This is a genomic window from Pseudolactococcus laudensis (genome assembly GCF_013449735.1).
GTDB lineage: Bacteria > Bacillota > Bacilli > Lactobacillales > Streptococcaceae > Pseudolactococcus > Pseudolactococcus laudensis.
The window spans coordinates 1-25,780 of record NZ_JACBNY010000013.1; the positions used below are offsets into that span (position 1 = coordinate 1).

Sequence of the window (25,780 nt, forward strand, 5' to 3'; positions counted from 1 at the left end):
AAAATTCACACCATTCAGTTGAAACTGATTGAAATCAGTGGAAATGATTAACGTTGAAAACTCAAGAAAACCATGATATTAAAGCTTATTGAAACTTACATAAAAGTATGTTTTTGAAAGCTGGTCTTAAAAAAGCCCGTAAAGCAAGTCAATTTTCTAAACGTTAATATTTACCGATATTTACAATTTGGACATCTCGCACATTTTGCGGGGTGTTTTTTTGAAAAATTTACACCAGTCATGTTTAGAATGACTTTAGATAAGTGTTGCGTCTGTCTGTCTTTTGACACGAATAGCACGTCAGACACAATACAATAGAAGTGAGATGCTTATGACCTACCGGACATTTTTAGAATTGGTCGAAATTAGAACCAAGTTAGCCAGTTTATTTCCATTTATCATAGGCGTTTTATTTGCCATGACTTATTTTGGTGAGGTTCAGTGGTTAAATACCTTTATCTTTTTCATCGGGATGACGATTTTTGATATGGTAACAACGATGATTAACAACTATATGGACTTCAAAAAAGCTAAATCCAAAACCTATCAAATGACAGAAAACATCATTGGGCAATCAGGCATCCCACTCAAGCTTGTGCGTCATCTCATTTTTATCATGCTCTTGATGACGATGGGCATTGGCATTTATTTAACCAGTCAAAATGGCTGGGTATTCATGTTAATAGGAGGGATTTGCTGTTTAGTTGGTGTTTTCTATACTTGGGGGCCTATTCCACTCTCAAGAATGCCTTTAGGTGAGATATTTAGCGGGCTGTCAATGGGACTAGGTATTTTTATCTTAACGATTTTGACCAATGTCACGCATCACCCACCGATCTATCTACAGCTTAATTTTAGCAGTGGACTATTTCAGCTTGAGGGCAACATTTACGCGCTTGTGGCGATCGTTTTAGCGTCATTGCCCCTGATCAGCTCAATTTCTAATATCATGTTGGCTAACAATTTAAGAGATTTAACGATGGATATCGAAAATCACCGTTATACCCTAATCTACTATATCGGACGTCCAACGGGTGTAATCCTCTTTGAATTTCTTGCTTTGCTTGGTTATGGGAGTATTATTATTGGCTTACTGGCGGGTATTTATCATTGGCCAATTTTAGTAACCTTGGTTTCATTTCCGATTGTTTTGAAAAATACGCAAGCATTTGAGCAGACATTGCCGCATCCCAAATGCTTTCAATATGCGATTAAAAATTTAGTGACTTTTAATACGCTATATGCGCTGGGATTGGCTCTTAGTCTGCACGTTACTGATGTGAACTTCTAATATTCGTACGCCCAAGTCGGTTTTTACTAAAAATACTTGACATCTTTAACTTGCTTTGGTTTAATGACTTAATAAGTAGGAAAATTGTATTTTGTAGTGAGAATCCACAGGATAACTGGAATAGAGGATAACAATGCTTACATCTCGAAAAAAAATGAATGCTGTTGAACTAGAATTTCTGAATATGCTGTATGATTACTGTCTTAATCCTCATTTAACAGAACGTGAAAGAAAGATTGGACTTATGGCTAAACAGGATTTGGAAAAGGGAAGATACTCTGTAGCTGTCCTTAATCAAGTTGTTTCAAGTTTGCAGCAAGAGGCGATCATGCATCATTTAACAGCTGATGCGTCTATTTTTTATAAAAAATTAAATCCAATCATGGATAAACTCGTCCCTATTGGGACAAATCGAGGTTCTATGATGCTTAATCGTAGTTATTTAGACTAGATATCAAGTCATAGAGAAGTGATGAGAACTCATCGTAGGAGTTAACTCGAGTTATATATTTTTAGGCTAGCAATTTTACAACAAAAAAGAGGATGGGATAAAAGTCCTCAAAAAATTAGGCTATAAGCAATCTTCAATATTAATTGAAATTGCCGATAGCCTATTTTTGTATAGCTTTTTATACATTGTCAAGCAGCATAATCATGTTGTAATAAACAGTACGAAATTGGTGAAAAAATTGCTGATTATTTACCAAATCGGCATTCTTTTGCCAAAACAATGCGAAATCGGTAAATTATTTGCTAATTCTATATCAAATTGGTATTCCTTCTGCAAAACCATAAGAAAAAAGAGAAAAGCAAACTGGCAGTTTTGACATCATTGTCTAGTTTGCTTTTCTCTTATAGTGACTGAGGATTTTTGTCCCAGCCTCATTTTTTTGTGTTAAGCACGATAAAACTCAGGCAAGATAAACTTATCCTGATCTTCAAATTGTAACGCGAGTTGGAGCATCAAAATTTCGGAGTTTTTTCTGCCCCAAAGTTGAATGCCTTGTGGTAGATTGGTTTCAGTTTCTAGGTAAACTGGAAGTGAGAGTGCAGGTTGTCCGGTTAGATTGCTGATGAAAGTATAGGGTGAAAAAGTTAGGAAGGTTTCAAAAGCTTGTTCGATGATGTCAATCTGTTCTGGAAAGTCATATCGGCTAATGTCTGTCATTTTCTCTAATAGCTCAGGGGTGATGAAAGTTTCCCCAATTTTAGGTGCTGTCTTTGCTGTTGTAGGTGTCAATAAAAAATCATAGTGTTTAAAAACCTTGTCGTCAAAAGTCGCGCAAGTAGCATCCCACGCGTTCAAGACTTGAACATAAGAGGCGGCATCTGCTTTTCTGCCAGCCTCTAGGAGGGCATAGGTTAAGGGTTCGACGTCTTCCAGACTGATTTTTCTGCCTTGCGCTGTCTCCCAGGGTTTGAGCATGGTGTAGGTTTCAGCTGCGTTCATCTGGTAGTAGGTTTGAATCAGGGGGCGGGCATCTAGCGGGAAGGCGATTTCCGTGAGCTGATGGCCTTGTGCTTTCAGGAAGTCGACGGTTTTTTGGAGGGCTGCTTTCGCCGTGTCGGAGATGTCAATGCCGGCGATTGGCGAGGCTGTCGAAAATGCGATGTTTAGTGGCTTGTCGCTTGCGGTCAAATGATGCAGGGTGTTTTGGTCTAGCAAGGGTGCTTGATAGGGGTCGGTTTCTTGTTGTCGCTGCATTTCCGCTAAAAAGCTAGCTGTATCACGAACGGAGATTGTCAAAGCGCCTGAGGTGGATGCGCCTTGCCAACTTCGGTAGTTGTTGGGTCCTTGCGGCATGAGGCCTCGTGTCATTTTTAAGCCGATGAGTCCAGAAAATGAGGCGGGGATTCGGATAGAACCGCCACCGTCTGATGCTCCTGCCATGGGGAAAATACCTGAGGCTACAGCAGTGGCTGCGCCACCAGAAGAACCGCCAGAGTAGTAGGCGCTGTTCCAAACGTTGCGTGTGTTGCCATAAAGTTCGGCATCTGAGATGTTTTTAAAGCCAAATTCAGGTGCATTTGTTTGACCAAAGGGGGTTAAGCCAGCTGCTAGCAAGGCTTTGACGTAGTTATCGTCTGAGTGGGCTATGTTGTCTTTGAAAAGTTTAGAGCAAGCAGTTGCAGGGAGATTTGCGTGGTCTTGTCCCAACATTTTTAGAGGGAAAGGGAGACCTGAAAAGTAACCATTTTGGGTTTGGGGGAGGTCTTTTTTGGCTTGATTTATATCATAAGCGACGAGGGCATTGTATTGTGGATTGAGGTTTTCGATTTTTTTCTCGGCTAATATTAATAACTCAATTGGGGTGGTTTCGCCTTTACGAATTTGTTCTGCCCAATAGGTCGCATCTTTAATTTTCGTCATCTTTCATCTCTTTCTCCTTGGGTGTAAAATCACCACCTAAGTATTTTTCTGAAAGTTTGCTCATGGTGCCGTCTTTTTTGAGTTTGATTAAGATGGTATCAACTTTTTTCTGTAAGGCTTTATCTTTTGTATCTTTGCCAAAAATGAAGTAATTAAAACCAGTATGCTTGTCTGTTTCTCCTAAATCAATAGGCGTTACTTTGAGTTGATAACCATTTTGCTGAATGATTTGAGTCAATGAAATTTGGTCATAAATGACAAAATCACTCTTGCCAGATGCTACATCCGCAACATAAGATGTCAAAGGATAGCTGGCATCCATATAGTTTAGGGTCATGGCTTGGTCAGGATGTGCTTTGTTCCATGTTTCGAGCATGGTTGCGACTTGAACACCAGGCAAGACTTCGGTTGTTTTACCTGCTAAGTCAGACAAGGTTTTGACTTTTAAGTCAGGCTTAACCGCGACGGATGTTGCTGATTTTGAAAGTGGTAGTGAGTAATTATATTTTTCCGCGCGTTCAGGTGTCCAAGATAAGGCATTGGCAGCCATTTGAAAACGGCCATTATCAACGCCAGATAAAACAGAGTTGAAGTCGATTACTTGAAATTTTATCTTGTACTCGGGAAGTTGTTTAAAAACTGCGCGTGCTAATTCAATGTCAAAGCCAGTTAATTTATCATCAACCATATAAGTGTTGGGCTTGGAATTCGCATTTGTTGCGATGGTAATTTCTTTTTGTTCAGATTTGAGGCTTTCTTTTTTGCCGCAGGCGGTTAAAACCCCAAAAGAAGTGAGAGAAAATAAAGCTAGTCCTAAAAATATTTTTTTATTCATGTCTATATCACGGGTTTTGTAAACCCTTCCTTTCTGTATAGTTTAATTTTAGCAAAAATTAAAAAACTACCAGCATGTCTTGTTTATAAATTTTGGATGTCTTTAAAATCATCAGATTATATTTGAGGCTATCACACTAATTTTATCAACCAGATGTCGAAATGCTTGTAGCAGATGAATTAAGCATCCTACGATTATGGGATGTTTTTTTGCCATAAATTGATGGCAAATTCTGTTACCATATAAGATGTGGATAAAATATTTTTAAACATGTGTATAGATTCGGCGAAGTTATTCGTTATATTTATGAAACCGATGAAAAACCGCAAACAACGACGCTCGGACAGAGCGCTAGTGTAGGTTAACTTTCAAGATTTCATGAAATAAAATCGTAGAAAGGAGGTAGCAAAACTTGAAATTAGATGGATTTGAGCAAATGTTAGTAGAACTTGCGCGCGAAGTTTCCTACAATCTGCGCAAAAATGGCGCCAGTTATGAAGATGCGGAATATATTGCGCAAGATGCTCTGGTTAAAATTATCGAAACGAGTCATGTGCTACCACCGGACACGATGAGAGCTTGGCTTTATAAGGTGGCGATTAATCAGTTTCGAGATTTATATCGGCGAAAACAACGCTATGCTGAGATTCTAGAAGTTCAGTTTGCGACCTTTGATGCACATGTTACAGCATTTGAGATGGAAAATCTGGAAGATGTTTACGTGAGTCGAGCCTTGCATTTACTCAAACCGAGATATACGGAGCTGTTACTCTTGCGATATGATGAGACATTGAGCCATGAGGAGATTGGTTTCCTCTTGGATATGAAATTAGACACGGTCAATACGACACTATACCGTGCTAGAAAAGCGTTTAAGAAAATTTATTTGGAGGTAAAAGAAAATGACGAAATTTGATGCGGATAAATTTGAAGAAGTGGTGAAAAAAAGTAAGCAGAAAAATCGGAAGAAAAGTATTTTGATGGTGGTGATTTCTGTTGTTTTGTCAATTATCTTTGTTTTGGGGATATTGTTCGGTATTTTTTGGATGAACGATCGTCATGGTTATGAAAATGCTAAATATCTTGAGGTGAAAACACGATTCATGACACCAAATGTGCAGACACGTAACTTGCCTCAATCAGATATTGGGTTATTTAACGGTAAAAATACAGCAGAAGTCCAAAAAGATGTTGATGGTTATCCATTAGAGTGGGGAGATATAACAGGGACTTATAATATTTTAAGTAAGTTAGGAAAGGTAGACATTTATAGTATGGGTGGTAAATCCTATCCAGAAGGTCGAAGAATGAACTTTTTCAATCCGAATATCACTTACAAATATATTACGGCTGATATTCAGGATAAAGCCATTAAAGAAAAAAATTATACAAAGAAAAAAGGAAAGAACGGGTCATCATGGACGAGATTTCCAGAAGATTTGTATGAAAAAATCACTTACCCGAATGATTTAGAAAATATTGTCAAAACAGAAAATCGTGTGGTTGAAGTCGGTATCTCTTTTGACAAACCCTATACTTATGAAGAAGTCCAAAAGATGTTACCTGATAATCTGACACAAGCATGGTATTGGGTGAGTGAAGGCGAGCAAGCGAGTAAGAAAACAGAACATATCCATTTGAATGATGCAGATGAGGATATATTTACCCCGACAGTGACCTTTGGCTACTCAAATAGTAGTGATTTTAAATATGGAGATCTTCAATTAGGCGACTACTGGAAAGGTGACAATGGTCTTAATACAGTTATTGAAATGCTGAAAACGGATTGTTCACTCAAAATGGAGAAGGATGAACAGAAAATTTTGGACGGTATTTTGAAGAATAACAGATTAGAGAATAAAAAAGATATGTTACTCAATGGGATTGTTTTAACAGGCAGAAGTGAAAACTTTAAACAATTAGAAGGTAAATCTTGGATACAAGCCGCCTCAGCTGGTGCGAGTGCGGAGATAGTCCCTTATATCAAACCAACGAAATAATAGCAATAGTATCTTTAATTGATAGAAATGTCCCACTTTACAAAATGAAACAGGAAAACTATTTTTGAAAAGCATCCTTTTAAAAATAGTTTTTTTATTCCCTTGACCCTAACGCAAGGTCATAGTTTATAATAGAGCTATAGTCAGGAGGAACACATGAACATCAAAGAAGTAGCCAAACTAGCTGGCATCAGTGTCCGCACCTTACACCATTACGATAAGATTGGTCTTCTGGTACCAACTCGAAATGTGTGGAATGACTACCGCGATTACTCAGACGATGATTTGGATAAACTCCAGCAAATTTGTTTTTTCAAGGCTTGTGGTTTTCCCTTGACCGAAATCCAGCACCTACTTGAAAGCTCAAATTTTGATAAAAATCAGGCATTTGAGTTGCAACGAACCTATTTATTGCACGAAAAAGACCGCATCACAACGCTTTTAGACACACTAGAGCGCTCAATGCAAGACATGAAAGGAAGTCTAAACATGACACAAGCAGAAAAATTTAAAGGTTTTGACTTTACAAAAGAAAATCCCTATGAAAAAGAAGCGATAAAACGCTTTGGAACAAAGGCTGTCGCGCAAACCAAGGAAAAAATCGACAACCTCTCTAATGATGGCAAGCAAAAAATATCTGATCAAATGAATCAGTTATTTCACGATTTGGTAAAGTTAAAGGACGAAAAACCAGCGGCTACCATTGCACAAGCAGCCATTGCCAACATGTATCATACTTTCAACGACACCTTGGGCTATCACTATACCTTAGAAGCCTTTGGAGGCCTAGGGCAAATGTATCTGCAAGACGAGCGTTTTACTGAAAACTTGAGACAGTATGGTGAGGGATTCCCAGAATTTTTAGCGGCAGCGATGACATATTACGCCCAAAAGGCTTAGCGCTAGTCTTTGCAAATTCTCCCTAGATACGCTATACTTTGAATTAAGAAAGCGTATTCAAATAGAGGGAGAAAGACAAAATGTCAATCAAATTAATCGCTACAGATATGGACGGGACTTTTTTAAATAGTCAAAAAGACTATAATCGCGAGCGTTTTGCTGACTTATATGCTGAGATGAAAAAACGCGACATCAAATTTGTCGTTGCCAGTGGCAATCAATCTTTTCAACTCAAGTCCTTTTTTCCAGACATTTCAGATGAACTGACTTTTGCAGCTGAAAATGGGGCACATATCATTAGCAGAGGAAAAGAATTATTTTCAGCAGACATGCCACGTCCTGCTTTTGAAAAGCCTTGGCTATTTTAGCAGCTGATCATCAAGGAGAAGGTATTATTTGTGGGAAAAAATCAGCCTATATTTTAGAAACAGCACCCGAAACATTTTACAACTATACCCACCAATATTATCATCGGTTGGCAATAGTGCCAGACTTATCAGCCATGTTTGAAAAAGATACGATTGTCAAAATGGCTTTCAACTTTCCAGAACATCTTGTCGATGAAAAAATAGCGCAATTAACTGGAGCCTTACAAGGTGTGTTATTCCCAGTCTCTACTGGCGAGGGTGACATTGACATTTTAGTACCAGGTGTGACTAAAGCGAGTGCCCTAGCAGATCTTGGCAATTTGTGGGACATTCAACCAGAAGAAATGGTTGCTTTTGGTGATGGCGGTAATGATCTTGAAATGTTACAATTTGTCGGTCACGGTTATGCCATGAGCAATGCCATACCAAGTATCAAAGCCATAGCAGACCAAGTCATCGACAGCAATGAAGAAGAAAGTGTCCTCACGCAAATCGAGAAAATACTTGCTACAAATTCATATCAAAAACTCTCATCCAAAAAGATGAGAGTTTTATTTGCTTATTTTTACGCTTAATCCTGTTGCTGATAAACCTGCTCGCAAACCCAAGCGGTGCGTAAGGCAGATTCGATGGTAGACGGACAGCTCCCTTGACCGTTTAATTCATCCACAATCGTCTGAATCAAATTTTGGTGCACATGTTCAATCGTGCCTACTGGAATGGCTGTTTCTTGTTCTGCTGTTTTAAGCTGAATAGGGTCGTTGGTAAAACAGCCAAAGTTAATTTCACCTTTTGAGCCTACGATTTGGATATTATCCGTAGCAGTATTTGTTATGAAACACCAATTCCCTGTACCGATGATACGATTGCCAAAAGCAAAGGATAGGGCAACATTATCTTCTGGCTCATAATAGCCTGCTTGATTCACGCTAAAGGCTGCCACTTTTTCAATGGCGCCAAAGAAAAAGTCCAGAATATCAAGTGTATGCACAGCCATATCCATAAAAATGCCACCACCAGAAATCTCAGGTTGGACGTGCCAATGCGTGCCATTGATCTCATCTTTAGCAGCCGGCCGGTAGTAGGCAACATTGACAAACCGCACATCACCGATAGTGCCAGCGTCTAATAGCGATTTGACCTCAGTAAAGCGTGGTAAAGTCCGGCGATAGTAGGCGACAAAGGCCTTAACATTTGCTTTTTTAAAGGCATCTGAAATGTCTAATGCCTCGTCATAAGTGAGTGCAATCGGCTTTTCAATATAGCAGACTTTGCCAGCAGCAGCACAACGAAGGGCATATTCCTTGTGAGAGCCAGGAGGTGTCGCGATATAGACAGCGTCCACTTTAGGGTCTGCTAGCAAATCATCGACTGAGGCGAAGACCTTCTCGACCTTGTGGCGTTTGGCGTAATCCTCTGCTTTAGCTATCGTTCGATTGGTAACGCCATATAAAACAGAATTTTTCGCCTTGTAAAAGCCAGGCCCGCTTTTCTTTTCTGTGACATCACCCGTACCAATCATGCCCCAATGTATTGTTTTCATATTAATCTTCCTTTCGGCAATTTCACGTTATGAAATCTTGAAACTGAACTTTGTAAGTGTTTTCATGTTTCATTATACCATGACAACTAAAAAAGAAAGGACCAAAAGTCATTTCTTTTTGAAGGTTTTGTAAGTATCGTAGCGTTTTCGCAAACTTTCCAAGGCACTCTTTTCAGTCTGATGTTTCGCATTTGGAAAGGCCTTGAGAATCCGTGCCCGTATCCTCTTTTGATGCGCCATGAGGGTCTCAATCTCTGTCGACAGAGTTTCAGTCAGCTCATCTTTATGAGTATCAAATTTCTCAGATGCATCTACAGCGAAATTGCCGAGATTCTCGGCCAAGGTATCACTGCCACGGCGGATCATGCGTGAGAGTTCATGCACCTGCTGTAAATCGCGGTTGAGGTGAGCGATGGCAACTACTGTGATGATGACATCAGTGAGCAAAATGAGGTAAAAAATGCTGATGATAATGGTGACCGGCAGGGTCGGCAAGTGTTCCAAAATCTTAGCGATAATCGGCTGGATGATTTTAATCAGAAAGACCCCCGCAAGGCCCCACATCAAAGAAAATTTCAGGCAAATAAAGCCACCGATATTAAAAGGTTCTTGGGAGTAATCCCACCACCTCATGTGGAACAATTTTTCTAAGACATAGCCACCGACAAGCTCTAGCAAGCTTGCGATGATGACTGATGCCAAGAAAAGTAGGGGGAGATTGTCCGCAATCGGGTTTAAAAATAGAATAAAGAGTACTGCACCAAAACCATAAATGGGACAAACTGCACCGTTTAGAAAGCCTCGATTGACAAATTTTCCAGTATTGACTGAGGCATAAACGACTTCGAGGCACCAGCCAAGAAAGGCATAGGCAGGGAAGTAGGTTAGAAAAGTTAGCACGATATGTTCAGATAACATGACTACTCCTTTATTTTTTTATTTAGCTGAATCATTAGATAATTTATAGGCTTTATCTTTATCTTAGCACATTGTCTAGAAAATTGTGTGCTAGAAAAAGTTTATGGTAAACTAAGGATAAAACCAAAACTATCTTTAGGGTCACCTGAAGGTCAAAGGAAGAAGTGAAATACGATGAAAATAAGACGTGCCCAATCAGCAGATGCCAACTCAGTTGTTGCACTCTATCAATCTTTAGTAGGAACACCCGGTTGTCCCTGGCACGAAGACTATCCAACACTTGAAAATGCCCAATCAGATATTAGTAGCAGCTCGCTCTACCTCATAGAAGATGAAACAGACAAGATTTTAGCGGTCGCATCAGCAGTAGAAGAGACAGATTTAGATGCTTTTGAGTGTTGGAATAAGCAAGTGACTAATTGGCGTAGTCTTTCGAGAGTTGCTGTGTGTCAAGCTGCCCAAGGTCGAGGGCTTGCCCAAACGCTGATTTCAGCTATTATTGATGCGTTGAGTGAAAGAGACAGTGCGGGATTACGCCTACTTGTCTCTCAGGATAATTTGTCTGCTCTAGCTTTATATAAAAAATTAGGCTTTAAACAGGTCGGTCAATGCTTTGCCTATGGTGCAGACTGGGACTGCTATGAGCTGATTTTATCGAAATAATTTAAAAAATAATAGGCTGGGAAGAAAATACTCAGTCCACCCAAAGACAAAAAATGCTTTCTTTACCAATTTGGAATTGTTTTGCCAAAAGAATTCCAAATTGGTAAAGAAATTAGCTTTTTTTTAACCAAATTCGTATTGTTTTGCCAAAACAATACGAATTTCGCATAAAGATTGAAAAGAGTCATAGCTTATTTTTAAAAGTTCTTTGTCTTAGTTTCATCTTTCTGAGCATATCGGTGCATTAATTTTGGAATTTCAGCAGAGATTTGTGTTGGTACCACGACATAGCGTTCCCGCGCCAAGTCGTCTGCAATCGCTGAATGGGCATAGACGGCAGCTAAGACCGCTTGTTCAAGAGAGACATGAAATTGACCAGCGAACCCAGCGATCATACCAGCAAGGGTATCACCCATACCGCCAGTTGCTTGATACGGGCCGCCAATGGTGAGTTGGAAAATTTGATCAGCAGTGTAAATTTCTGTCTGGAATTTTTTCAAAACAAGAATGGGGTTCGGAGTGAAGGTAGCAAGTGCTGCCAAATTTTTAGCCGGCGTCTGTTCAGCAATCTCAATCTGGCTCAAACGCTGCCATTCCATCTCGTGTGGTGTCAAAACAATCCGCGCATTTGGCAAGTCGAGCTGGTGTTCAGCCAGTAAAGTCAAGGCTGAACCATCTAGAATTAAAATCTGTTCAGTTTTGACCTTGCTTAATGTCGCAGTCAAAATCGCCAATTCCTCCCCCAGACCTGATCCGATGAGGATGACATCAGCTGACGTGATGAAAGGTGTCAAATCTTTCGCGTAGTCTGTAACCATGGCCTCGGGAAGGTGGCTGTGGAGGGCTGTAAAATTACTGGGGTGGGTCGCGACGGTGACGAGACCAGCACCGCTATTGACGGCAGCGAGGGCGTTCATGATGACGGCGCCGCCGTACTGCTCAGTGCCACCAATGATTAGAATCCGACCATAGTCGCCTTTATGTGTGGCATTAGCACGCTTGGTAATCGTTTGCTTGAGAATCTCCTGTGTCAATTTGTGCATCATCGCTTTATTCACAATTTTCACGGAACCAGGCCTTATCGCTGCCTTCGTTTTCGGTTAAAATCTTATGCATAGTCCGTTGCGCCTGTGGCACAAACATTTGAGGCTCTGGTGAGACGGGTAGCCATTTGACTTCAAGGGTTTCATCACCATCTGCCTGAATGCGCCCACCTACTAATTGCACTTCAAAGCCAATCGCGATATTTTCCTGCGCGTCACCCCAAGTATTTTTATCTGTGATATGCGTGGAAAGCCCTAAAACTCGAACGACTTCGACATCAAGACCTGTTTCTTCCTTAAATTCACGCACGACCGCCTGCATGGGCGATTCCCCGTAATCCAAGAAACCGCCAGGAAATCCCCAGCCACTATCAGGTGAATCTGCCCGACGCTCCAGTAAAATCTCCGTCCGGTCAGCGCTCCAAAGCACACCAAAAGCTGTCACGAAAATCATCCCTTGATGCCCTACCAGCGCCCGCATATCTGCAATGTAATTTTTTTCTGTCATGTCTAACGTCCTTTAAGGTTTTGAACTTCAAGCTAACTTCTTATCAACGCCTAAGTGATAAATCACTAAGGCACGTTGCCTTTGGCTTTTCCGTACGCCGCTAAAGCGACAACTGCAATGCCATAGGAAAATAGATAATTTGTGAACCTGCGCAAGCGCAGAAGTTTCACCAGCGACGAGTAATCGCAGGAGTACACCCAAATTCGTAATTTTCTACAGAAGTTTATGTCTGCGGTTACTCGCCACAGAAAAACCATGTGTGACATAGTCGCACCGCTTTCAGTATCATGTTATTGATAACATAAATCTTATCATAATTTTCGGCGATTTTGTTATAATAAAAGGATGAACTCAGAATCTTTACTCAAACCCAACGAAAGAATCGACCAGCTGGCGACGAATGACGTGAAAATCATCCAGTCTCGGGATGTTTTTTCCTATTCAGTCGATGCCGTGCTCCTCAGCCGTTTCCCCAACATCCCCAAGCGAGGGCAAATCGTTGATTTGTGCGCGGGAAATGGTGCAGTCGGCCTGTTTGCAAGCAGCAGTACAAATGCAAGCATCGTTGCAATTGAAATCCAAGAACGCTTGGCAGACATGGCCATGAGAAGTGTGCAGTTGAACGGGCTAGAGCAGCAAGTGCGCGTGATTCAGGATGATTTAGCTAATACCTTAGACCATCTCAATCCTTCCAGTACAGACTTGATTTTCTGCAATCCGCCATATTTTAAGCTAGATGAAAACTCACGAATCAATGAGAGTGAGCATTATCTGTTAGCCCGACATGAACTCGCAACCAATCTCGATGACATCTGTCGCATCAGTCAACAATTGCTCAAAACTAATGGTCATCTGGCCATGGTCCACCGACCAGATCGCTTTTTTGAAATTATTCAAACCATGACGCAATACAATCTAGTCCCGAAACGCATTCAGTTTGTCTATCCAAAAGCAGACCGAGATGCTAACATTCTACTGATTGATGCTATCAAAGACGGCAAAGCTGGTGGCGAGAAATTCCTACCACCCTTGGTTTTGCACAAGCCAGACGGCAGCTATACAGACGAGGTACATCACATCTACTATGGCTAACTATTATTTTTATGTGCTCCTGTGTGCCGACCAGTCGCTCTATGCGGGTTATACCAATGACTTAGAAAAACGAATCAAGACCCACAATGCCGGTCAAGGTGCCAAATACACCAAAGCCAGACGACCAGTCAAGCTAATTTATTCTGAAACTTTCCCAGATAAATCACAAGCCTTGAAACGGGAGTACTGGTTTAAGAAAACCTTGAGAACACGTCCAAAAAAAAATGCCTTTCTCCGTGAAAAAGGCATTGTGATAACAGAAGGATAAGTGACATCTCTATAAAATGTTATAATCAAAAACCAGCCCAAGTCACAAATGACTTGGGCTGGTTTTAAAATATTAGTAAATCAAGTCAAAGATTTCCATCGCCACAAGGTCGATGCTATCGAAATCAGAAGTTTCCTTGATTTTAGGATATTTTACGATGAAGACTTGGTTTTCACCATCAAAGCTGACAGTGATTTGAACTTCTTCGTCTTTTTCAAAGTTAAACGTGTCTTTTGGATCACCTGATGCGACAAGTTTTTCCAATCGGTTGAGAATAGCAGAGAGATGAGATTTCATTTTATACAGATTCCTTTATTATGTAAGATATTAAAACGATTCAATGAATCGTCCTAACTTTTATTATTTTAACTTTATTTTACCATATTTATTGAGAATTTTGGCGTGTTTAATCGCTTTTTTCGCAAAATAGGCGACTTTTTTAGGTGTTCTAACAACGGTTTTAACCGTTTTAGCTGGTGCTTGGCGAACGATTCGAGCTGTTCTTCGAGGGATAGATTCACCTTTTTGAGCTAGAAACTGGTCATTTGAGATGATTTTATCCAGATAGAACTCGTAGACGCGTAAAGCAAAGTTTTCTGCTGAAATTTCGTAGAGTTTTTGATCATAGCGGACTTGATCAAAGTCAGGTGTTTCTGTAATCGCGGCTAAAATAGTCGCTGCAATGGCATCATCACTAGAAAAAAGACGACCAAAGACAGGTTCGGTGATCAGACTTTTGAGATAGGCATTATCTGTCGCTAAGACTGGCGTGCCAGATGCCAACGACTCAATATAAGTCAAGCCTTGTGTCTCACTAGTTGAGGCTGAGATGAAGAAGTCCGCTGCTTTATAGTAATAAGCTGTTTGATTATTATCAACAAGACCAGTGAAAATGACGATGTCATCAAGTGCTAAGTCCTTGACCAGCTTTTTGAGTTTATCTTCATAAGGACCACTCCCGACAATCACAAGTTTGACCTTGATTTGCTCTCGTACTGTTACTAAGCTCTTGATAATTGACTGGATATTTTTTTCTTCAGCAATGCGGGATAATGACAGTAACATCGTTTCATCAGGTAGAATGCCAAGGCTTGTCCGCAATTCAGCACAATCAGCCGCTGAAATTTCAGGACGTACAAACTTATTGAGCTCAATCCCAGTTGGAATCACACGTTTTTCAAGGTTGACACCATATCGATTAACAATATCTAAGACGATTGCGCTAGGAACAATAATGCCATCCACCCCGAATAAATAACTCTTGATGATGTACTTGACCATACCTGGTCGAAGAATTTTTCCCTTAGCAATATAATGAACATAGTCTTCATACTTGGTGTGCAAGGTATGAATGACAGGAATTTTGAGTTGCCGTGCGACAAGTTTTCCTAATATGCCGACACCAAATTCGGTTTGTGTATGAATAATATCAAGATGATAGGTTTGGGCAACCTGATAGGCTGCCACGACACCTTTTAGCACAATTCGACGCTCAGCCAGTGAAATCAAAGGAATACTGCTCAACCTGATGACATTGTTCTGATCATTTTCAGGATCAGCATGCGGGTCCGTTGTCGTAAAAATAAAAACCTGATGCCCCATTTTGGTGAGCTGATTGGATAAGGTTTCGATTGATGTGGCAACGCCCGAAACCTGAGGTAAATAAGAGTCAGTAAAAAGACCAATTCTCATAAGAACTCCTTCAGAGATTGAAAACGACACATGACCCGCAGTCATGACAGTCATGGCTGAGAAGTGTTTGTCGTTAGCAGATGCCTCAAAGGCACATTAATTGTCTAAAACATATTGGTAGGCAGCGACGAGTTGCGTTGAGATGCTCTCAATTGAACGGCTCTCAGCAACACGATGTCCTGCCTCACGCTTGTCTATCTTGCCGTCTAACACATCCCTAAGGGCAGAGACAAATTCCTTATTCGTTGATACAAGAGTTGCTGCGCTATTATCAAGCCAGCCACCATAGACAGGAATATCGCGCGCGACAACATTCTGACCTGATGCGAGAGCCTCTAAGACGACGATTCCCTCAGTTTCCTCATGCGACGGGAAGAAAAAGACATCACTAGCAGTCATTGCCCCCTCATAAATATCGCCCTTGATATAGCCAGGAAACTCGACATTGGCAGGGTGGTTTTTCTTGACCAGACGTCGTACCCAACCAGGAACGGTCCAAAGGTTGGTCTCACCAAACCAAATAAAGCGCACATCAGGCATCATTTCAGCTACCTTGACGAAATCATCGATACCCTTGCGTTTAAAGTAAAGTGCCGCACACATGACGATCTTTTGCTCGGGTAATACTTGAAAATGATTTTTAAAAGCCTGCTCTTTTTCGGGAGACTGGCAATATTTGCTCAGGTCAATGCCGTTTGAGATGGCAATAACAGGGACATCCACACCATAAGAAATGATGAGCTGTTTTGAATATTCTGTTGGTGTGATAACCAAGTCAGCATGTCGATATAAAAAAGTCAGGTATTTTTTGACAAACGGTGCCAATAAATTTGAACCGATAAATGAATTTCTGAAATCTTCCTTTGTCGAATGACCGTGGTAGACAACTTTTTTGCCCATTCGTTTCGCACGAAAAAGCAGCATGATACTTTTAATGCCGTAAGTATTGATATGTGCGATGTCAAAATCCTCGTGGGGATTTGTCGTATAGTCAATGCCAGCAATGTCTAATGCTCGCTTTTGATGGTAGATGGCGCGGCCAATGCCAGATTTTCGTAAAAACTTTTCGGCTTCTAAATAGAGTAAAATTTTCATAACTTATTTCTATTATATCAGAAAATCAACGGGAAACATCATTCTTATGGCGTAAAATCAATAAAAAGCAAATATTGATGAAAAAAATGTGTTTTTTTTCAAAAAAAGGGTTGACCGATTTTCAATTTTACGATATAATTATTTATGTTGCTGAGGAAATCAGTAACAATTAATCACCTAGGTCCGTTGGTCAAGGGGTTAAGACACCGCCTTTTCACGGCGGTATCACGGGTTCGAATCCCGTACGGACTATCCCAAACTTTCGTCAGAATGGACGGAAGTTTTTTTTGTAACTTTTTATGAAAATAAGTGTATAATCATTTTCATAAAGGAGAAATGATATGTTTGGACAAAAAGAAAAAGACAAAAATGACATATTAATTGAAAATTTTGCTTGTTTATTGTCGCAAGCAATCAATGCCAAGGATGTGACACCTGAGATTAAAGAGATTTTGGTGAGACATTATATGCGTTTCCAAAAATCACATAATATCGATAGAGAGTGGGCGCAGATTTCATCAGAGCTTAGACCTTATGCCTTAAAAATGACTTTGCCGCGCTCGACAGGTGAACTTTATCTGGCTCTTAACAATCGACATTTAACTTTAAATGAAATTGTGGGCGGTCAAGCACTATTAACTGGTCTTTTGATGAAAATTTGAACAATCAAAAAAATCACGCCAAAAGCGTGATTTTTGATTGCTTATTTACTTTCGTCTGTTTTAGCAGAATCTGCTGATTCAGTATCTTTAAAATCTAACTTGTCAGAGGATGCAGCGAGCTTAATGGTCGCTGTTTTTTCTTTACCGTCGCGATAATAAGTGACTTTCATATCGTCGCCAATATTATATTTGTAAAGCGCGCTTTGAAGTTCTGTACTTGTTGTCACTTTTGTATCACCGATTTTCGTAATCACATCGTATTTTTTAAGACCTGCAGAGTTAGCTGGAAGGCCTTTTTGGACTGCAGCAATCACGACACCTGCTGTAACAGAGTCAGGAAGTTTGAGCTTATCAATATAGCGTGAGTTGATACCAGTGAGATCGACCATTTGTACCCCAAGGGCTGGGCGTTTGATTTCACCGTCTTTTTCGAGTTTGTTGATAATTTCTACAACGTCATTAGATGGAATCGCAAAGCCCATACCTTCGACAGAAACATCTTGAGAAGATGAGCCAGTTGCAGAGATTTTGCTTGAGTTGATACCGATGACTTGCCCTTCAACATTAATCAAGGCGCCGCCTGAGTTACCAGGGTTAATTGCTGCATCTGTTTGGATGGCATTAATATTGACTGTTTCATTATTATCATTTCGCATGATAACCTTGCGTGATAGGCTAGAGATGATACCTTCAGTGGCAGAGTTGGCATATTCGCTACCTAGAGGAGAACCGATAGCAATCGCAGGTTCACCGACGGTGAGTTTAGACGAGTCTCCAAATTCAGCGACTTTTGTGACTTCTTTTGATGGAATTTTAATGACCGCTAAATCACTGTAAGCATCTTTCCCGACTAGGGTGCCTTTGACTTTATCGCCATTTGAAAGCATAACTTCGAGTGAAGTTGCGCCGTCAACGACGTGGTTATTGGTCACGACATATGCGTCGTCACCGTCTTTTTTATAGATGACGCCAGAGCCTTCGCCTGCAGGTTGCTCAGTAGCGCTATCTTTGCTGTCAGATGCGCTGTCGCCAAAAAGGTCGTCTAATGAACTATTTGAGGATGCTTTTTGATAGTTAATAACAGAGACAACAGCATCTGAGACTTTGGAGATTGCTTTGGTTGTACCACTTGATACTTTATAAGACACGTTAGACACTTTGCTTGTGCCTGTTTGATTGGTAGCGGTAGGTGTAACACCAGTAAAATGGTCATAGGCGATATTCCCACCTAGCGAAACAGCACCGCCGATAATGCCAGCAGCTACTAATTTTGCAACAGTTTTCTTATTATTTTTCATATGTCACTTCCTTTATTTAATTTAGTCACTTTTAAGTTTAGTACTTACCACTTAATCATACCTTAAAATCAAGTATTTGTTAAATATTAAGTCGGTGTGTGGCGTGGGTTTGGGAAGTTATACACATTTTTGTGGAAAAACCAATAAATTTGTGAACAAGTGTGTAAAAAACCATGAGTTTTCCACAAAAATGTGGAAACTTTTGTGAAAATGTGGATAAATAAAGTTTTCACAGCCTTACATTTCTTTTCTGTTGTGGAAAAAATGATTTTGATTTTTTGGTATAATAAAACCATGAGAATTAAAATCATTAGTGTCGGAAAATTAAAAGAAAAGTATCTCACAGCTGGGATTGCAGAGTATGTCAAGCGTTTATCGCGTTTTGGTCAGGTGGAAATTGTTGAATTAGCAGATGAAAAAACGCCTGACAAAGCCTCGGAAAAGGAAAATGCACAAATTTTATCCAAAGAAGGCGACCGAATTTTGGCAAAACTCACAGACCGTGATTTTGTTTTTTCAATGGCAATTGAAGGGAAACTCATCTCATCAGAAGAGTTATCCACAAGTCTTGAGCAAGCCATGCAACAGGCCTCAACCCTTGTCTTTATCATCGGCGGCAGTCTTGGCTTGGACCCACGTGTTAAAAAACGAGCCAATGCTCTGATCAGCTTTGGCCGCATCACCTTACCTCATCAATTAATGCGGCTCGTTCTAACTGAACAAATCTACCGTGCCTTCATGATTCGAGAGGGGAGTCCTTACCATAAATGACAGACTCATTTCATACAGCCTAGCTCTCAATTGAATGGTCAAGCGATGATCTTGCGCTTATTACGACGAGTGGTAGGGACAATCAAACTTATCAGTATGAATTTAATGCTAGTAAAAAACAATTTGAGCAGGTAAAAAATGACAATCATTGAGACGTTTCTAACCCACGAAAATCCGGAAAATGCGTCAGGCATGAAGCGATACATGAAAAATCACTTTGAATTTCTGGGGATTAAAACACCCGAACGCAGAGCATTATCTAAGGATTTTTTGCGGGAAAAAGCCAAGGAAGGGTGTGTTGACTGGTCCCTTGTGGATAAGTTGTGGGCCCAAGACTATCGCGAATTTCAATATCTAGCTGGAGACTATCTAAAAAAAGTTCAAAAGTGGCTAACTTTAGCCGATTTGGATAAGCTTTATGCCTTGGCTATTCAAAAATCTTGGTGGGATTCGATTGATTTTCTGGATGAACACGTGGGCAGTATTGTGAGACGTTTTCCACAGGCTAAGGCGACCATGCTAGTCTGGTCACAAGATGATAATTTTTGGATTCGCAGACTTGCGATTGATCATCAACTAGGCTTTAAACTTGAAACGGATGCTGACTTATTAGCGACAATCATCAAAAATAACTTAGGCTCAGACGAGTTCTTCATTAATAAAGCGATTGGTTGGAGTTTGCGTGAGTATTCTAAAGTTGCACCAGACTGGGTGCGTGAGTTTATTGCCAAACATGATGCTGACCTTAGCAATTTATCGATTAGAGAAGGCTTGAAAGTTTTAAACCGTAGCCACGCTTAACCAGAGTTGAGGTGCGTTATCGGTTAAATAAGTGTAAAGTTTGATAGGATAAACTAGATTGGAGTGATGATTTGTGAAAAAGAAAGATTATCGAATTTTTGAGCGCGTGCGTGTAGCAGTGCTAATTACATTTATTAGTGGATTTTTGGATGCTTATACTTTTGTGACACAGGGCAAACGGTTTGCTGGGTTGCAAACAGGAAATTTCATCTATCTAATGAAGAATTTGGCTGAAGGCAATCTTGCAGAGGTGGCTAATTACCTACTCCCGATTTTTGCTTTTATGTTAGGTGCTATATTTACATATTTTGCGCGGAAATTTGCTGTATCGCATCAGCATTTGCGTTGGCATGCTTTGGCTGCCTTGATTATTTTTATAGGGGTCTTAATCACTGCAGTTATGGCCCAGTTTGTTGCCTCAAAATGGACGGTGCTGTCGCTTTCTTTTATTGCTGCGGTTCAGTTGGAATCTTTCAAACGAATGCGTGGGGTGCCTTATACCAATACCATGATGACCGGTAATCTGAAAAATATGTCTGTCTTCATCGTACAGGGCTTAGTTGAGCGAAAACCAGAGATTTTAAAACGTGGTGGCTATACTTTTTTAATCATCACAGGATTTTGCTTAGGCGTTTTTATCTCGACTGTTTTAGCACATCAATTTGATGAAAATGCCCTCTATGCTCTTCTGCCTATTATCTTTGGTTTTAATCTGGTGTTGTATTTTGAGAAAGTTAATGGTTTTGATTAAGAAAAAATAAGGTGATGCAATATAATGAAGTAACATCAACTGAAAAAAAAGGCATGACTTATCGAGTTGTGCCTATTTTTGAACGTTCAATCATATTTCAAACATCAGTTAATGCAAATGTATTGACAAAGTCAGATAGCGTGATAAAATAGTAACAATATCTAAACACAAAGCAAGTATTTGCTTACTTATAAATAAGAAAGAAGGAACTATTTCAATGTCAAATTGGGACACTAAATTTCTGAAAAAAGGCTACACATTCGATGACGTATTGCTCATTCCTGCTGAAAGTCATGTACTACCAAACGAGGTAAACATGAGGACACAGCTTGCCCCCAACTTGATTTTGAATATTCCCGTTATTTCAGCGGCCATGGATACAGTCACTGACAGTGCGATGGCTATTTCGATGGCGCGTCAAGGTGGTATGGGTGTAGTCCACAAAAACATGAGTGTTGCTGAGCAAGCTGATGAAGTGCGTAAAGTTAAACGCTCAGAGTCTGGTGTTATCACTGACCCGTTTTTCTTGACACCGACACACACAATTCAAGAAGCAGAAGACTTGATGTCAATGTACCGTATTTCTGGTGTGCCAATCGTTGAAACACTAGAAAACCGCAAATTGGTCGGTATTTTGACTAACCGTGATTTACGTTTTGTCGAAGATTACAACCAAGAAATCAAAAATGTCATGACATCTGAAGATTTAGTGACAGCGCAAGTCGGTACAACTTTGAAAGAGGCTGAGTCTCTTCTTCAAAAGCATAAAATTGAAAAATTACCACTTGTAGATGGTGAAGGTCGTTTGTCAGGCTTGATTACGATTAAAGACATCGAGCGTGTGATTGAGTTTCCAAATGCTGCTAAAGATGCACAAGGTCGCTTAATTGTAGCCGGTGCTGTTGGTGTCAGCTCTGATACATTTGAACGTGCTGAGGCTTTGTTCGAAGCTGGTGCTGATGCTATTGTTATCGATACAGCTCACGGTCATTCAGCAGGTGTTTTACGTAAAATCGCTGAAATCCGTGAACATTTCCCAGACCGTACTTTGATTGCTGGTAACATTGCGACATCTGAAGGTGCGCGTGCCCTTTATGAAGCAGGCGTTGACGTGGTCAAAGTCGGAATTGGACCAGGTTCAATCTGTACGACACGTGTTGTGGCAGGTGTTGGTGTGCCACAAATCACAGCTATTTATGATGCAGCAGCTGTTGCGCGTGAATATGGTAAAACAATCATCGCTGATGGTGGGATTAAGTATTCAGGCGACATCGTTAAAGCCCTTGCAGCAGGTGGTAATGCTGTCATGCTTGGCTCAATGTTAGCCGGAACAGATGAATCACCAGGCGAATTTGAAATTTACCAAGGCCGTAAATATAAAACTTACCGTGGTATGGGTAGCTTGTCAGCCATGAAAAAAGGCTCATCAGACCGTTACTTCCAAGGTGGTGTCAATGAGGCCAATAAACTTGTACCAGAAGGTATTGAAGGGCGTGTTGCTTATAAAGGCTCTGCCACAGATATCGTTTTCCAAATGATTGGTGGCTTGAAAGCCGGTATGGGTTATACAGGTGCTGCGACAATTGATGCCTTGCATGAAAATGCACAGTTTATCGAAATGTCAGGCGCTGGTTTGAAAGAAAGCCACCCACATGATGTCCAAATTACTAAAGAAGCACCTAACTATTCAGTACATTAAGCTTGTATTTGACTAAAAAACTTCTAATCCTTTCGGGTTAGAAGTTTTTTTGAGGTAAAATTCTTTATAATGTAATAAAAAAATAACATTTTTAGCATTTAAGTGTTGATAGCGCTTTCAGCAAGTGATAAGATAGAGGTAAGCAGAATAAGGGTAGTTATTATTAAGTTAAGCTAGACCAAAAATGGATGGGTGATGCTATCGTTTTTGGTCTATTTTTTTATCCGTTTAAAAAAGATGGAGTTGGGTTATGCAAATCAGTAAAATTCTGAATAATAATGTCGTTATCACTGAAAAAGACCAAGCAGAAGTTGTTGCTATGGGACGTGGACTGGCATTTGGCAAGAAGATTGGCGATAAAATTGCAGTTGAAAAGATTGAAAAATGTTATACACTGCAAGGTGATGAAAGTAGTCGCATTGACGAACTACTCGCCGAAATTCCGGATGAAATTTTTGTGATTACAGATAAAGTCATTACTTTAGCCAAGGATAAAATTCCTGGCAAGATTAATGATTCCCTTTTCTTGTCGCTAGCTGACCATATTAATGCAACCCAACTCAGAGCTAAGGAGGGTTTTGTAGTTAAGAATTTCTTGCTTTGGGACATTAAGCGTTTTTTTCCAACAGAATTTACCATTGGAAAAAAAGCAGTTGCTGATATTGCAAAGAAGTTTGGCTTACCCGACTTACTAGATACAGATGATGAGGCGGGTTTCATTGCCATGCATATCGTTAATAGCGAGCTTGGTCGAGGAGACTCTAGTGCATCAGAATTGACCAAATTAATGGAAGAGATGTTGACGATTGTCAAGTATAGTTTGCAAGTCGCGATTAATGAAGAAGATATTTTCTTTCAACGCTTTGTAACGCATCTTAAATTTTTCAGTGAACGAGTCTTGCTTGATGATGCTACGACCTTACCTAGCAGTGATGATAGTCTCTTTCAGATGATCATTGAGCGCTTTCCTGAAAGTTATGAAACGACACTCAAAATTGTCGGTTTCCTATCCAAGACGCGTGGTTATCAGGTTTCAAAAGATGAACAGACCTATATCACGATTCATCTGGCACGGATTGTGCAAAAAAATGTGTAAATATGTTAATTCAAGGCTTTGCCCTTGAAAATATAGATTGACTTGCTTGATAGTGGTTAATCGCCTAATACAGACAGAAAGAGGTCAAAATTGTCGTGTCTGAGGAAGAGACACAAGTGCTTGGGTCGTTACATTAAGTTGGCGAAACCTCCAGTATAAAATTTAAATATTTTTTGGAGGAAAAATCATGGGTAAATACGAAGAACTGGCGGAAAAAATCGTCAAAGAAGTGGGTGGCAAGGAAAATGTCAACTCGTTAACCAACTGTATCACGAGACTGCGTTTTAAATTGAAAGACGAGTCTAAGGCAAACACGGAAACTTTAAAAAACATGGATGGCGTCGTAACTGTTATGCAAGCAGGCGGGCAATATCAGGTGGTTATTGGTAACCACGTGCCTGATGTGCGTAAAGATGTGGATGCTGTCTTGGGTGTTTTAGACCCTGTAACTGATGATGGACCAAAAGGTAATCTATTTGACCGGTTTGTCGACATGGTTTCGGGTATTTTCCAACCTATCTTACCAACACTAGCAGCAGCAGCAGGTATGCTAAAAGGTGTCACGGCGATTTTGAGTTTTTCTATGGGGCCAAGCTTTGCAGCAGGCTCGACTTATGCGATTTTTAATGCCATGGGAGATGGGCTCTTTCTATTCTTACCAATCTTCCTTGGCTATACGGCTATGAAAAAATTTGGTGGCTCACCATTCTTAGGAATGATGATTGCAGCCGCTTTAGTCTATAAAGGTTTTATTGACGGCTCGGCTGCCAAACAATTCGCAGAAACGGGTGGCATGCACTTCTTCGGCATTCCATTCTCAATTCCATTAGCGGGTTATGGCTCAACAGTTATGCCAATTATCGGGTCAACGGCATTCGCTGCTTTTGTTGAAAAAACACTTAGAAAAGTCATTCCAGATGTTGTTAAGCTTTTCCTAGTACCATTTTTTACAACTTTAATCGTTGTACCATTGACTTTCTTAGTTATTGGTCCAGTCATGAATTTAGCTGCAGATTTATTAGGAAATGGTTTGCTTGCTGTTCAAAACTTTAACCCAATTATTTTTGGTGCGATTATCGGTTTCGGTTGGCAAGTTTTGGTTATGTTTGGGATGCACTGGGCGCTTATTCCGTTTGTTCTTATTGCACTTGCATCAGGTCAACCAACTTCTCTCTTGGTTGGTAGCGGTAGCGTTTCCTTTGCACAAACAGGTGCAGTGCTTGCCGTATTGTTGAAAACCAAAAACATGAAATTAAAAGAATTGTCTATCCCAGCCTTTATCTCAGGTATCTTTGGGGTGACAGAACCAGCAATTTACGGGATTACCTTACCTAAGAAAAAACCATTCTGGGCATCATGTATTGTTGGTGCTGTCACAGGTGCCATTGCTATGGGCTTAGGTATTGAAGTCTATAATAATGGTGGTTTAGGTATTTTCAGATATACGACAATGATTGCCCCAGACGGCTCAATGAAATTTGTGATTTATAGTGTTATCTTGGATGCGGCAGCTTTAGTTGCAGGTTTTGCTTTAGCATATGCTTTAGGATTTGATGATGATACAGAGACAGTAGCACTCACAAAAGAAGAGGCTAAAAAAGCAGCAACAGGTCTAAAAAATAGTAAATTAACCAAAGAAATTTTAGTGACACCTGTAGCGGGAGACGTATTACCACTCAGTGAGGCAGGAGATGCTGCTTTTGCAGAAGGCATCATGGGACATGGTGTGGTTGTCTTGCCAAGTAAAGGTGAAGTAGTAGCGCCTGCTGATGGTGTCGTGATGACTTTATTCCCTACAAAACACGCCATTGGTATATTGACAGATGCGGGTGCAGAAGTTTTAATCCATGTTGGTATTGATACCGTTCAGCTTGACGGAAAATATTTTGAGGCATTTGTCGAACAAGGTGATGTTGTGAAAAAAGGTCAGAAACTATTAGCCTTTGATATTGACGCAATTGAGGCAGCTGGTTATAGCACACAAACACCAGTCATTGTGATGAATACACCAAGTTACGAGCAAATCAATGTCACGGACCAACAAACGGTTTCAGGACAAGATATGTTGCTAGTGACAGTTTAATTGATTAGACGACTTGAGCTTTCATCTATTCG

General features: G+C 40.3%; 28 protein-coding genes and 1 tRNA gene. 19 read left to right on the plus strand and 10 right to left on the minus strand.

Features of this window, described 5'->3' with window-relative positions; translation table 11 throughout:
• Positions 1 to 331: 331 nt before the first annotated feature.
• On the plus strand, positions 332 to 1,291 hold the full coding sequence (gene menA / locus HZR21_RS07605; RefSeq protein WP_180747130.1) for a 1,4-dihydroxy-2-naphthoate polyprenyltransferase: 960 nt from the start codon (positions 332 to 334) through the stop codon (positions 1,289 to 1,291).
• Positions 1,292 to 1,424: 133 nt separating this feature from the next.
• On the plus strand, positions 1,425 to 1,742 hold the full coding sequence (locus HZR21_RS07610; protein ID WP_180747131.1) for a bacteriocin immunity family protein: 318 nt from the start codon (positions 1,425 to 1,427) through the stop codon (positions 1,740 to 1,742).
• A gap of 444 nt (positions 1,743 to 2,186) precedes the next feature.
• Here the strand turns inward: HZR21_RS07610 and HZR21_RS07615 are convergent, their stop codons facing one another.
• Both HZR21_RS07615 and HZR21_RS07620 read right to left on the minus strand, forming a co-directional pair.
• Entirely contained in the window at positions 2,187 to 3,662 is a 1,476-nt protein-coding gene (locus tag HZR21_RS07615; RefSeq protein WP_180747132.1) for an amidase family protein, read from the minus strand.
• Positions 3,649 to 4,497: a transporter substrate-binding domain-containing protein gene (locus HZR21_RS07620; RefSeq protein ID WP_180747133.1), complete on the minus strand. Its 849-nt coding sequence runs from the start codon at positions 4,495 to 4,497 to the stop codon at positions 3,649 to 3,651. Before HZR21_RS07620 ends, HZR21_RS07615 begins: the two co-directional genes overlap by 14 nt.
• A 412-nt stretch (positions 4,498 to 4,909) precedes the next feature.
• Here HZR21_RS07620 and HZR21_RS07625 point away from each other — a divergent pair, with 412 nt between their 5' ends.
• The 5 genes from HZR21_RS07625 (at position 4,910) to HZR21_RS07640 (ending at position 8,340) form a co-directional block, all read left to right on the plus strand.
• Complete coding sequence (locus HZR21_RS07625; protein ID WP_180747134.1) at positions 4,910 to 5,413, plus strand: RNA polymerase sigma factor; 504 nt, start codon at positions 4,910 to 4,912, stop codon at positions 5,411 to 5,413.
• A complete protein-coding gene (locus tag HZR21_RS07630; protein WP_180747135.1) occupies positions 5,400 to 6,497 on the plus strand; it encodes an anti sigma factor C-terminal domain-containing protein in 1,098 nt (365 codons plus the stop codon). The genes HZR21_RS07625 and HZR21_RS07630 overlap by 14 nt, the downstream gene beginning before the upstream one ends.
• A 156-nt stretch (positions 6,498 to 6,653) precedes the next feature.
• Positions 6,654 to 7,397, plus strand: coding sequence for a MerR family transcriptional regulator (locus HZR21_RS07635; RefSeq protein ID WP_180747136.1), 744 nt, complete (start codon positions 6,654 to 6,656; stop codon positions 7,395 to 7,397).
• Positions 7,398 to 7,477: 80 nt separating this feature from the next.
• Complete coding sequence (locus HZR21_RS11950) at positions 7,478 to 7,765, plus strand: HAD hydrolase family protein (RefSeq protein WP_259276401.1); 288 nt, start codon at positions 7,478 to 7,480, stop codon at positions 7,763 to 7,765.
• On the plus strand, positions 7,753 to 8,340 hold the full coding sequence (locus HZR21_RS07640; protein WP_259276402.1) for an HAD-IIB family hydrolase: 588 nt from the start codon (positions 7,753 to 7,755) through the stop codon (positions 8,338 to 8,340). The genes HZR21_RS11950 and HZR21_RS07640 overlap by 13 nt, the downstream gene beginning before the upstream one ends.
• Here the strand turns inward: HZR21_RS07640 and HZR21_RS07645 are convergent.
• Positions 8,337 to 9,308 carry a Gfo/Idh/MocA family protein gene (locus HZR21_RS07645; protein WP_180747137.1) on the minus strand — a complete coding sequence of 324 codons (972 nt, stop codon included), beginning with the start codon at positions 9,306 to 9,308 and terminating at the stop codon, positions 8,337 to 8,339. The genes HZR21_RS07640 and HZR21_RS07645 overlap by 4 nt on opposite strands.
• 108 nt (positions 9,309 to 9,416) lie before the next feature.
• Positions 9,417 to 10,226: a putative ABC transporter permease gene (locus HZR21_RS07650; RefSeq protein WP_180747138.1), complete on the minus strand. Its 810-nt coding sequence runs from the start codon at positions 10,224 to 10,226 to the stop codon at positions 9,417 to 9,419.
• 174 nt (positions 10,227 to 10,400) lie between these two features.
• On the opposite strand from HZR21_RS07650, the gene HZR21_RS07655 reads away from it, so the two are divergent.
• The gene (locus tag HZR21_RS07655) at positions 10,401 to 10,889 is read left to right on the plus strand and encodes a GNAT family N-acetyltransferase (protein ID WP_180747139.1); all 489 of its coding nucleotides are present in this window, start codon (positions 10,401 to 10,403) and stop codon (positions 10,887 to 10,889) included.
• Between the two features lie 197 nt (positions 10,890 to 11,086).
• Here the strand turns inward: HZR21_RS07655 and HZR21_RS07660 are convergent, their stop codons facing one another.
• Positions 11,087 to 11,932: an NAD(P)H-hydrate dehydratase gene (locus HZR21_RS07660; protein WP_180747175.1), complete on the minus strand. Its 846-nt coding sequence runs from the start codon at positions 11,930 to 11,932 to the stop codon at positions 11,087 to 11,089.
• A 7-nt stretch (positions 11,933 to 11,939) separates the two neighbouring features.
• Positions 11,940 to 12,440 (minus strand): NUDIX domain-containing protein, encoded by a 501-nt coding sequence (locus HZR21_RS07665; protein ID WP_180747140.1) that lies wholly within the window; start codon positions 12,438 to 12,440, stop codon positions 11,940 to 11,942.
• Positions 12,441 to 12,785: 345 nt separating this feature from the next.
• Between HZR21_RS07665 and HZR21_RS07670 the strand changes: the two genes are divergently transcribed.
• Entirely contained in the window at positions 12,786 to 13,532 is a 747-nt protein-coding gene (locus HZR21_RS07670) for a tRNA1(Val) (adenine(37)-N6)-methyltransferase (RefSeq protein WP_180747141.1), read from the plus strand.
• Positions 13,525 to 13,800, plus strand: coding sequence for a GIY-YIG nuclease family protein (locus tag HZR21_RS07675; protein ID WP_180747142.1), 276 nt, complete (start codon positions 13,525 to 13,527; stop codon positions 13,798 to 13,800). Before HZR21_RS07670 ends, HZR21_RS07675 begins: the two co-directional genes overlap by 8 nt.
• A 72-nt stretch (positions 13,801 to 13,872) precedes the next feature.
• Here the strand turns inward: HZR21_RS07675 and HZR21_RS07680 are convergent, their stop codons facing one another.
• From HZR21_RS07680 to HZR21_RS07690, 3 genes are all read right to left on the minus strand, one after another.
• Complete coding sequence (locus tag HZR21_RS07680) at positions 13,873 to 14,097, minus strand: DUF1797 family protein (protein ID WP_003140041.1); 225 nt, start codon at positions 14,095 to 14,097, stop codon at positions 13,873 to 13,875.
• 63 nt (positions 14,098 to 14,160) lie between these two features.
• Positions 14,161 to 15,492 (minus strand): glycosyltransferase family 4 protein, encoded by a 1,332-nt coding sequence (locus HZR21_RS07685; protein ID WP_180747143.1) that lies wholly within the window; start codon positions 15,490 to 15,492, stop codon positions 14,161 to 14,163.
• Positions 15,493 to 15,588: 96 nt separating this feature from the next.
• The gene (locus HZR21_RS07690) at positions 15,589 to 16,587 is read right to left on the minus strand and encodes an LTA glycolipid anchor biosynthesis glycosyltransferase, IagA/BgsA family (protein WP_180747144.1); all 999 of its coding nucleotides are present in this window, start codon (positions 16,585 to 16,587) and stop codon (positions 15,589 to 15,591) included.
• A 180-nt stretch (positions 16,588 to 16,767) separates the two neighbouring features.
• Here HZR21_RS07690 and HZR21_RS07695 point away from each other — a divergent pair.
• Positions 16,768 to 16,839: transfer RNA gene (locus tag HZR21_RS07695), tRNA-Glu, on the plus strand.
• 89 nt (positions 16,840 to 16,928) lie between these two features.
• A complete protein-coding gene (locus HZR21_RS07700) occupies positions 16,929 to 17,249 on the plus strand; it encodes a hypothetical protein (protein WP_180747145.1) in 321 nt (106 codons plus the stop codon).
• A 41-nt stretch (positions 17,250 to 17,290) separates the two neighbouring features.
• Here HZR21_RS07700 and HZR21_RS07705 read toward each other — a convergent pair whose 3' ends face one another.
• Complete coding sequence (locus HZR21_RS07705; RefSeq protein ID WP_180747146.1) at positions 17,291 to 18,547, minus strand: S1C family serine protease; 1,257 nt, start codon at positions 18,545 to 18,547, stop codon at positions 17,291 to 17,293.
• Positions 18,548 to 18,841: 294 nt separating this feature from the next.
• Here HZR21_RS07705 and rlmH point away from each other — a divergent pair, with 294 nt between their 5' ends.
• From rlmH to HZR21_RS07740, 7 genes are all read left to right on the plus strand, one after another.
• Entirely contained in the window at positions 18,842 to 19,318 is a 477-nt protein-coding gene (rlmH, locus tag HZR21_RS07710) for a 23S rRNA (pseudouridine(1915)-N(3))-methyltransferase RlmH (RefSeq protein WP_180747147.1), read from the plus strand.
• A 138-nt stretch (positions 19,319 to 19,456) separates the two neighbouring features.
• Positions 19,457 to 20,119: a DNA alkylation repair protein gene (locus tag HZR21_RS07715; RefSeq protein ID WP_180747148.1), complete on the plus strand. Its 663-nt coding sequence runs from the start codon at positions 19,457 to 19,459 to the stop codon at positions 20,117 to 20,119.
• 73 nt (positions 20,120 to 20,192) lie between these two features.
• On the plus strand, positions 20,193 to 20,870 hold the full coding sequence (locus HZR21_RS07720; RefSeq protein WP_180747149.1) for a YoaK family protein: 678 nt from the start codon (positions 20,193 to 20,195) through the stop codon (positions 20,868 to 20,870).
• Positions 20,871 to 20,884: 14 nt separating this feature from the next.
• On the plus strand, positions 20,885 to 21,022 hold the full coding sequence (locus HZR21_RS07725) for a hypothetical protein (RefSeq protein ID WP_180747150.1): 138 nt from the start codon (positions 20,885 to 20,887) through the stop codon (positions 21,020 to 21,022).
• Positions 21,023 to 21,087: 65 nt separating this feature from the next.
• Positions 21,088 to 22,569, plus strand: coding sequence for an IMP dehydrogenase (gene guaB / locus HZR21_RS07730; RefSeq protein ID WP_180747151.1), 1,482 nt, complete (start codon positions 21,088 to 21,090; stop codon positions 22,567 to 22,569).
• Positions 22,570 to 22,819: 250 nt separating this feature from the next.
• Positions 22,820 to 23,665: a PRD domain-containing protein gene (locus HZR21_RS07735; RefSeq protein WP_180747152.1), complete on the plus strand. Its 846-nt coding sequence runs from the start codon at positions 22,820 to 22,822 to the stop codon at positions 23,663 to 23,665.
• A gap of 187 nt (positions 23,666 to 23,852) precedes the next feature.
• The gene (locus tag HZR21_RS07740; RefSeq protein WP_180747153.1) at positions 23,853 to 25,748 is read left to right on the plus strand and encodes a beta-glucoside-specific PTS transporter subunit IIABC; all 1,896 of its coding nucleotides are present in this window, start codon (positions 23,853 to 23,855) and stop codon (positions 25,746 to 25,748) included.
• Positions 25,749 to 25,780 lie beyond the last annotated feature (32 nt).

What these genes read in the sequence shown, in the direction of transcription:
- HZR21_RS07725 (WP_180747150.1), top strand. Translation starts at nt 20,885, where the DNA reads ATGCAATATAATGAAGTAACATCAACTGAAAAAAAAGGCATGACTTAT.
- HZR21_RS07675 (WP_180747142.1), top strand. Translation starts at nt 13,525, where the DNA reads ATGGCTAACTATTATTTTTATGTGCTCCTGTGTGCCGACCAGTCGCTC.
- HZR21_RS07715 (WP_180747148.1), top strand. Translation starts at nt 19,457, where the DNA reads ATGACAATCATTGAGACGTTTCTAACCCACGAAAATCCGGAAAATGCG.
- HZR21_RS07685 (WP_180747143.1), bottom strand. Translation starts at nt 15,492, where the DNA reads ATGAGAATTGGTCTTTTTACTGACTCTTATTTACCTCAGGTTTCGGGC.
- HZR21_RS07645 (WP_180747137.1), bottom strand. Translation starts at nt 9,308, where the DNA reads ATGAAAACAATACATTGGGGCATGATTGGTACGGGTGATGTCACAGAA.
- HZR21_RS07610 (WP_180747131.1), top strand. Translation starts at nt 1,425, where the DNA reads ATGCTTACATCTCGAAAAAAAATGAATGCTGTTGAACTAGAATTTCTG.
- HZR21_RS07740 (WP_180747153.1), top strand. Translation starts at nt 23,853, where the DNA reads ATGGGTAAATACGAAGAACTGGCGGAAAAAATCGTCAAAGAAGTGGGT.
- HZR21_RS07735 (WP_180747152.1), top strand. Translation starts at nt 22,820, where the DNA reads ATGCAAATCAGTAAAATTCTGAATAATAATGTCGTTATCACTGAAAAA.
- HZR21_RS07620 (WP_180747133.1), bottom strand. Translation starts at nt 4,497, where the DNA reads ATGAATAAAAAAATATTTTTAGGACTAGCTTTATTTTCTCTCACTTCT.
- menA (WP_180747130.1), top strand. Translation starts at nt 332, where the DNA reads ATGACCTACCGGACATTTTTAGAATTGGTCGAAATTAGAACCAAGTTA.
- HZR21_RS07615 (WP_180747132.1), bottom strand. Translation starts at nt 3,662, where the DNA reads ATGACGAAAATTAAAGATGCGACCTATTGGGCAGAACAAATTCGTAAA.
- HZR21_RS07705 (WP_180747146.1), bottom strand. Translation starts at nt 18,547, where the DNA reads ATGAAAAATAATAAGAAAACTGTTGCAAAATTAGTAGCTGCTGGCATT.
- HZR21_RS07630 (WP_180747135.1), top strand. Translation starts at nt 5,400, where the DNA reads ATGACGAAATTTGATGCGGATAAATTTGAAGAAGTGGTGAAAAAAAGT.
- HZR21_RS07650 (WP_180747138.1), bottom strand. Translation starts at nt 10,226, where the DNA reads ATGTTATCTGAACATATCGTGCTAACTTTTCTAACCTACTTCCCTGCC.
- HZR21_RS07655 (WP_180747139.1), top strand. Translation starts at nt 10,401, where the DNA reads ATGAAAATAAGACGTGCCCAATCAGCAGATGCCAACTCAGTTGTTGCA.
- HZR21_RS07665 (WP_180747140.1), bottom strand. Translation starts at nt 12,440, where the DNA reads ATGACAGAAAAAAATTACATTGCAGATATGCGGGCGCTGGTAGGGCAT.
- HZR21_RS07680 (WP_003140041.1), bottom strand. Translation starts at nt 14,097, where the DNA reads ATGAAATCTCATCTCTCTGCTATTCTCAACCGATTGGAAAAACTTGTC.
- HZR21_RS07635 (WP_180747136.1), top strand. Translation starts at nt 6,654, where the DNA reads ATGAACATCAAAGAAGTAGCCAAACTAGCTGGCATCAGTGTCCGCACC.
- HZR21_RS11950 (WP_259276401.1), top strand. Translation starts at nt 7,478, where the DNA reads ATGTCAATCAAATTAATCGCTACAGATATGGACGGGACTTTTTTAAAT.
- HZR21_RS07670 (WP_180747141.1), top strand. Translation starts at nt 12,786, where the DNA reads ATGAACTCAGAATCTTTACTCAAACCCAACGAAAGAATCGACCAGCTG.
- HZR21_RS07660 (WP_180747175.1), bottom strand. Translation starts at nt 11,932, where the DNA reads ATGCACAAATTGACACAGGAGATTCTCAAGCAAACGATTACCAAGCGT.
- guaB (WP_180747151.1), top strand. Translation starts at nt 21,088, where the DNA reads ATGTCAAATTGGGACACTAAATTTCTGAAAAAAGGCTACACATTCGAT.
- rlmH (WP_180747147.1), top strand. Translation starts at nt 18,842, where the DNA reads ATGAGAATTAAAATCATTAGTGTCGGAAAATTAAAAGAAAAGTATCTC.
- HZR21_RS07690 (WP_180747144.1), bottom strand. Translation starts at nt 16,587, where the DNA reads ATGAAAATTTTACTCTATTTAGAAGCCGAAAAGTTTTTACGAAAATCT.
- HZR21_RS07700 (WP_180747145.1), top strand. Translation starts at nt 16,929, where the DNA reads ATGTTTGGACAAAAAGAAAAAGACAAAAATGACATATTAATTGAAAAT.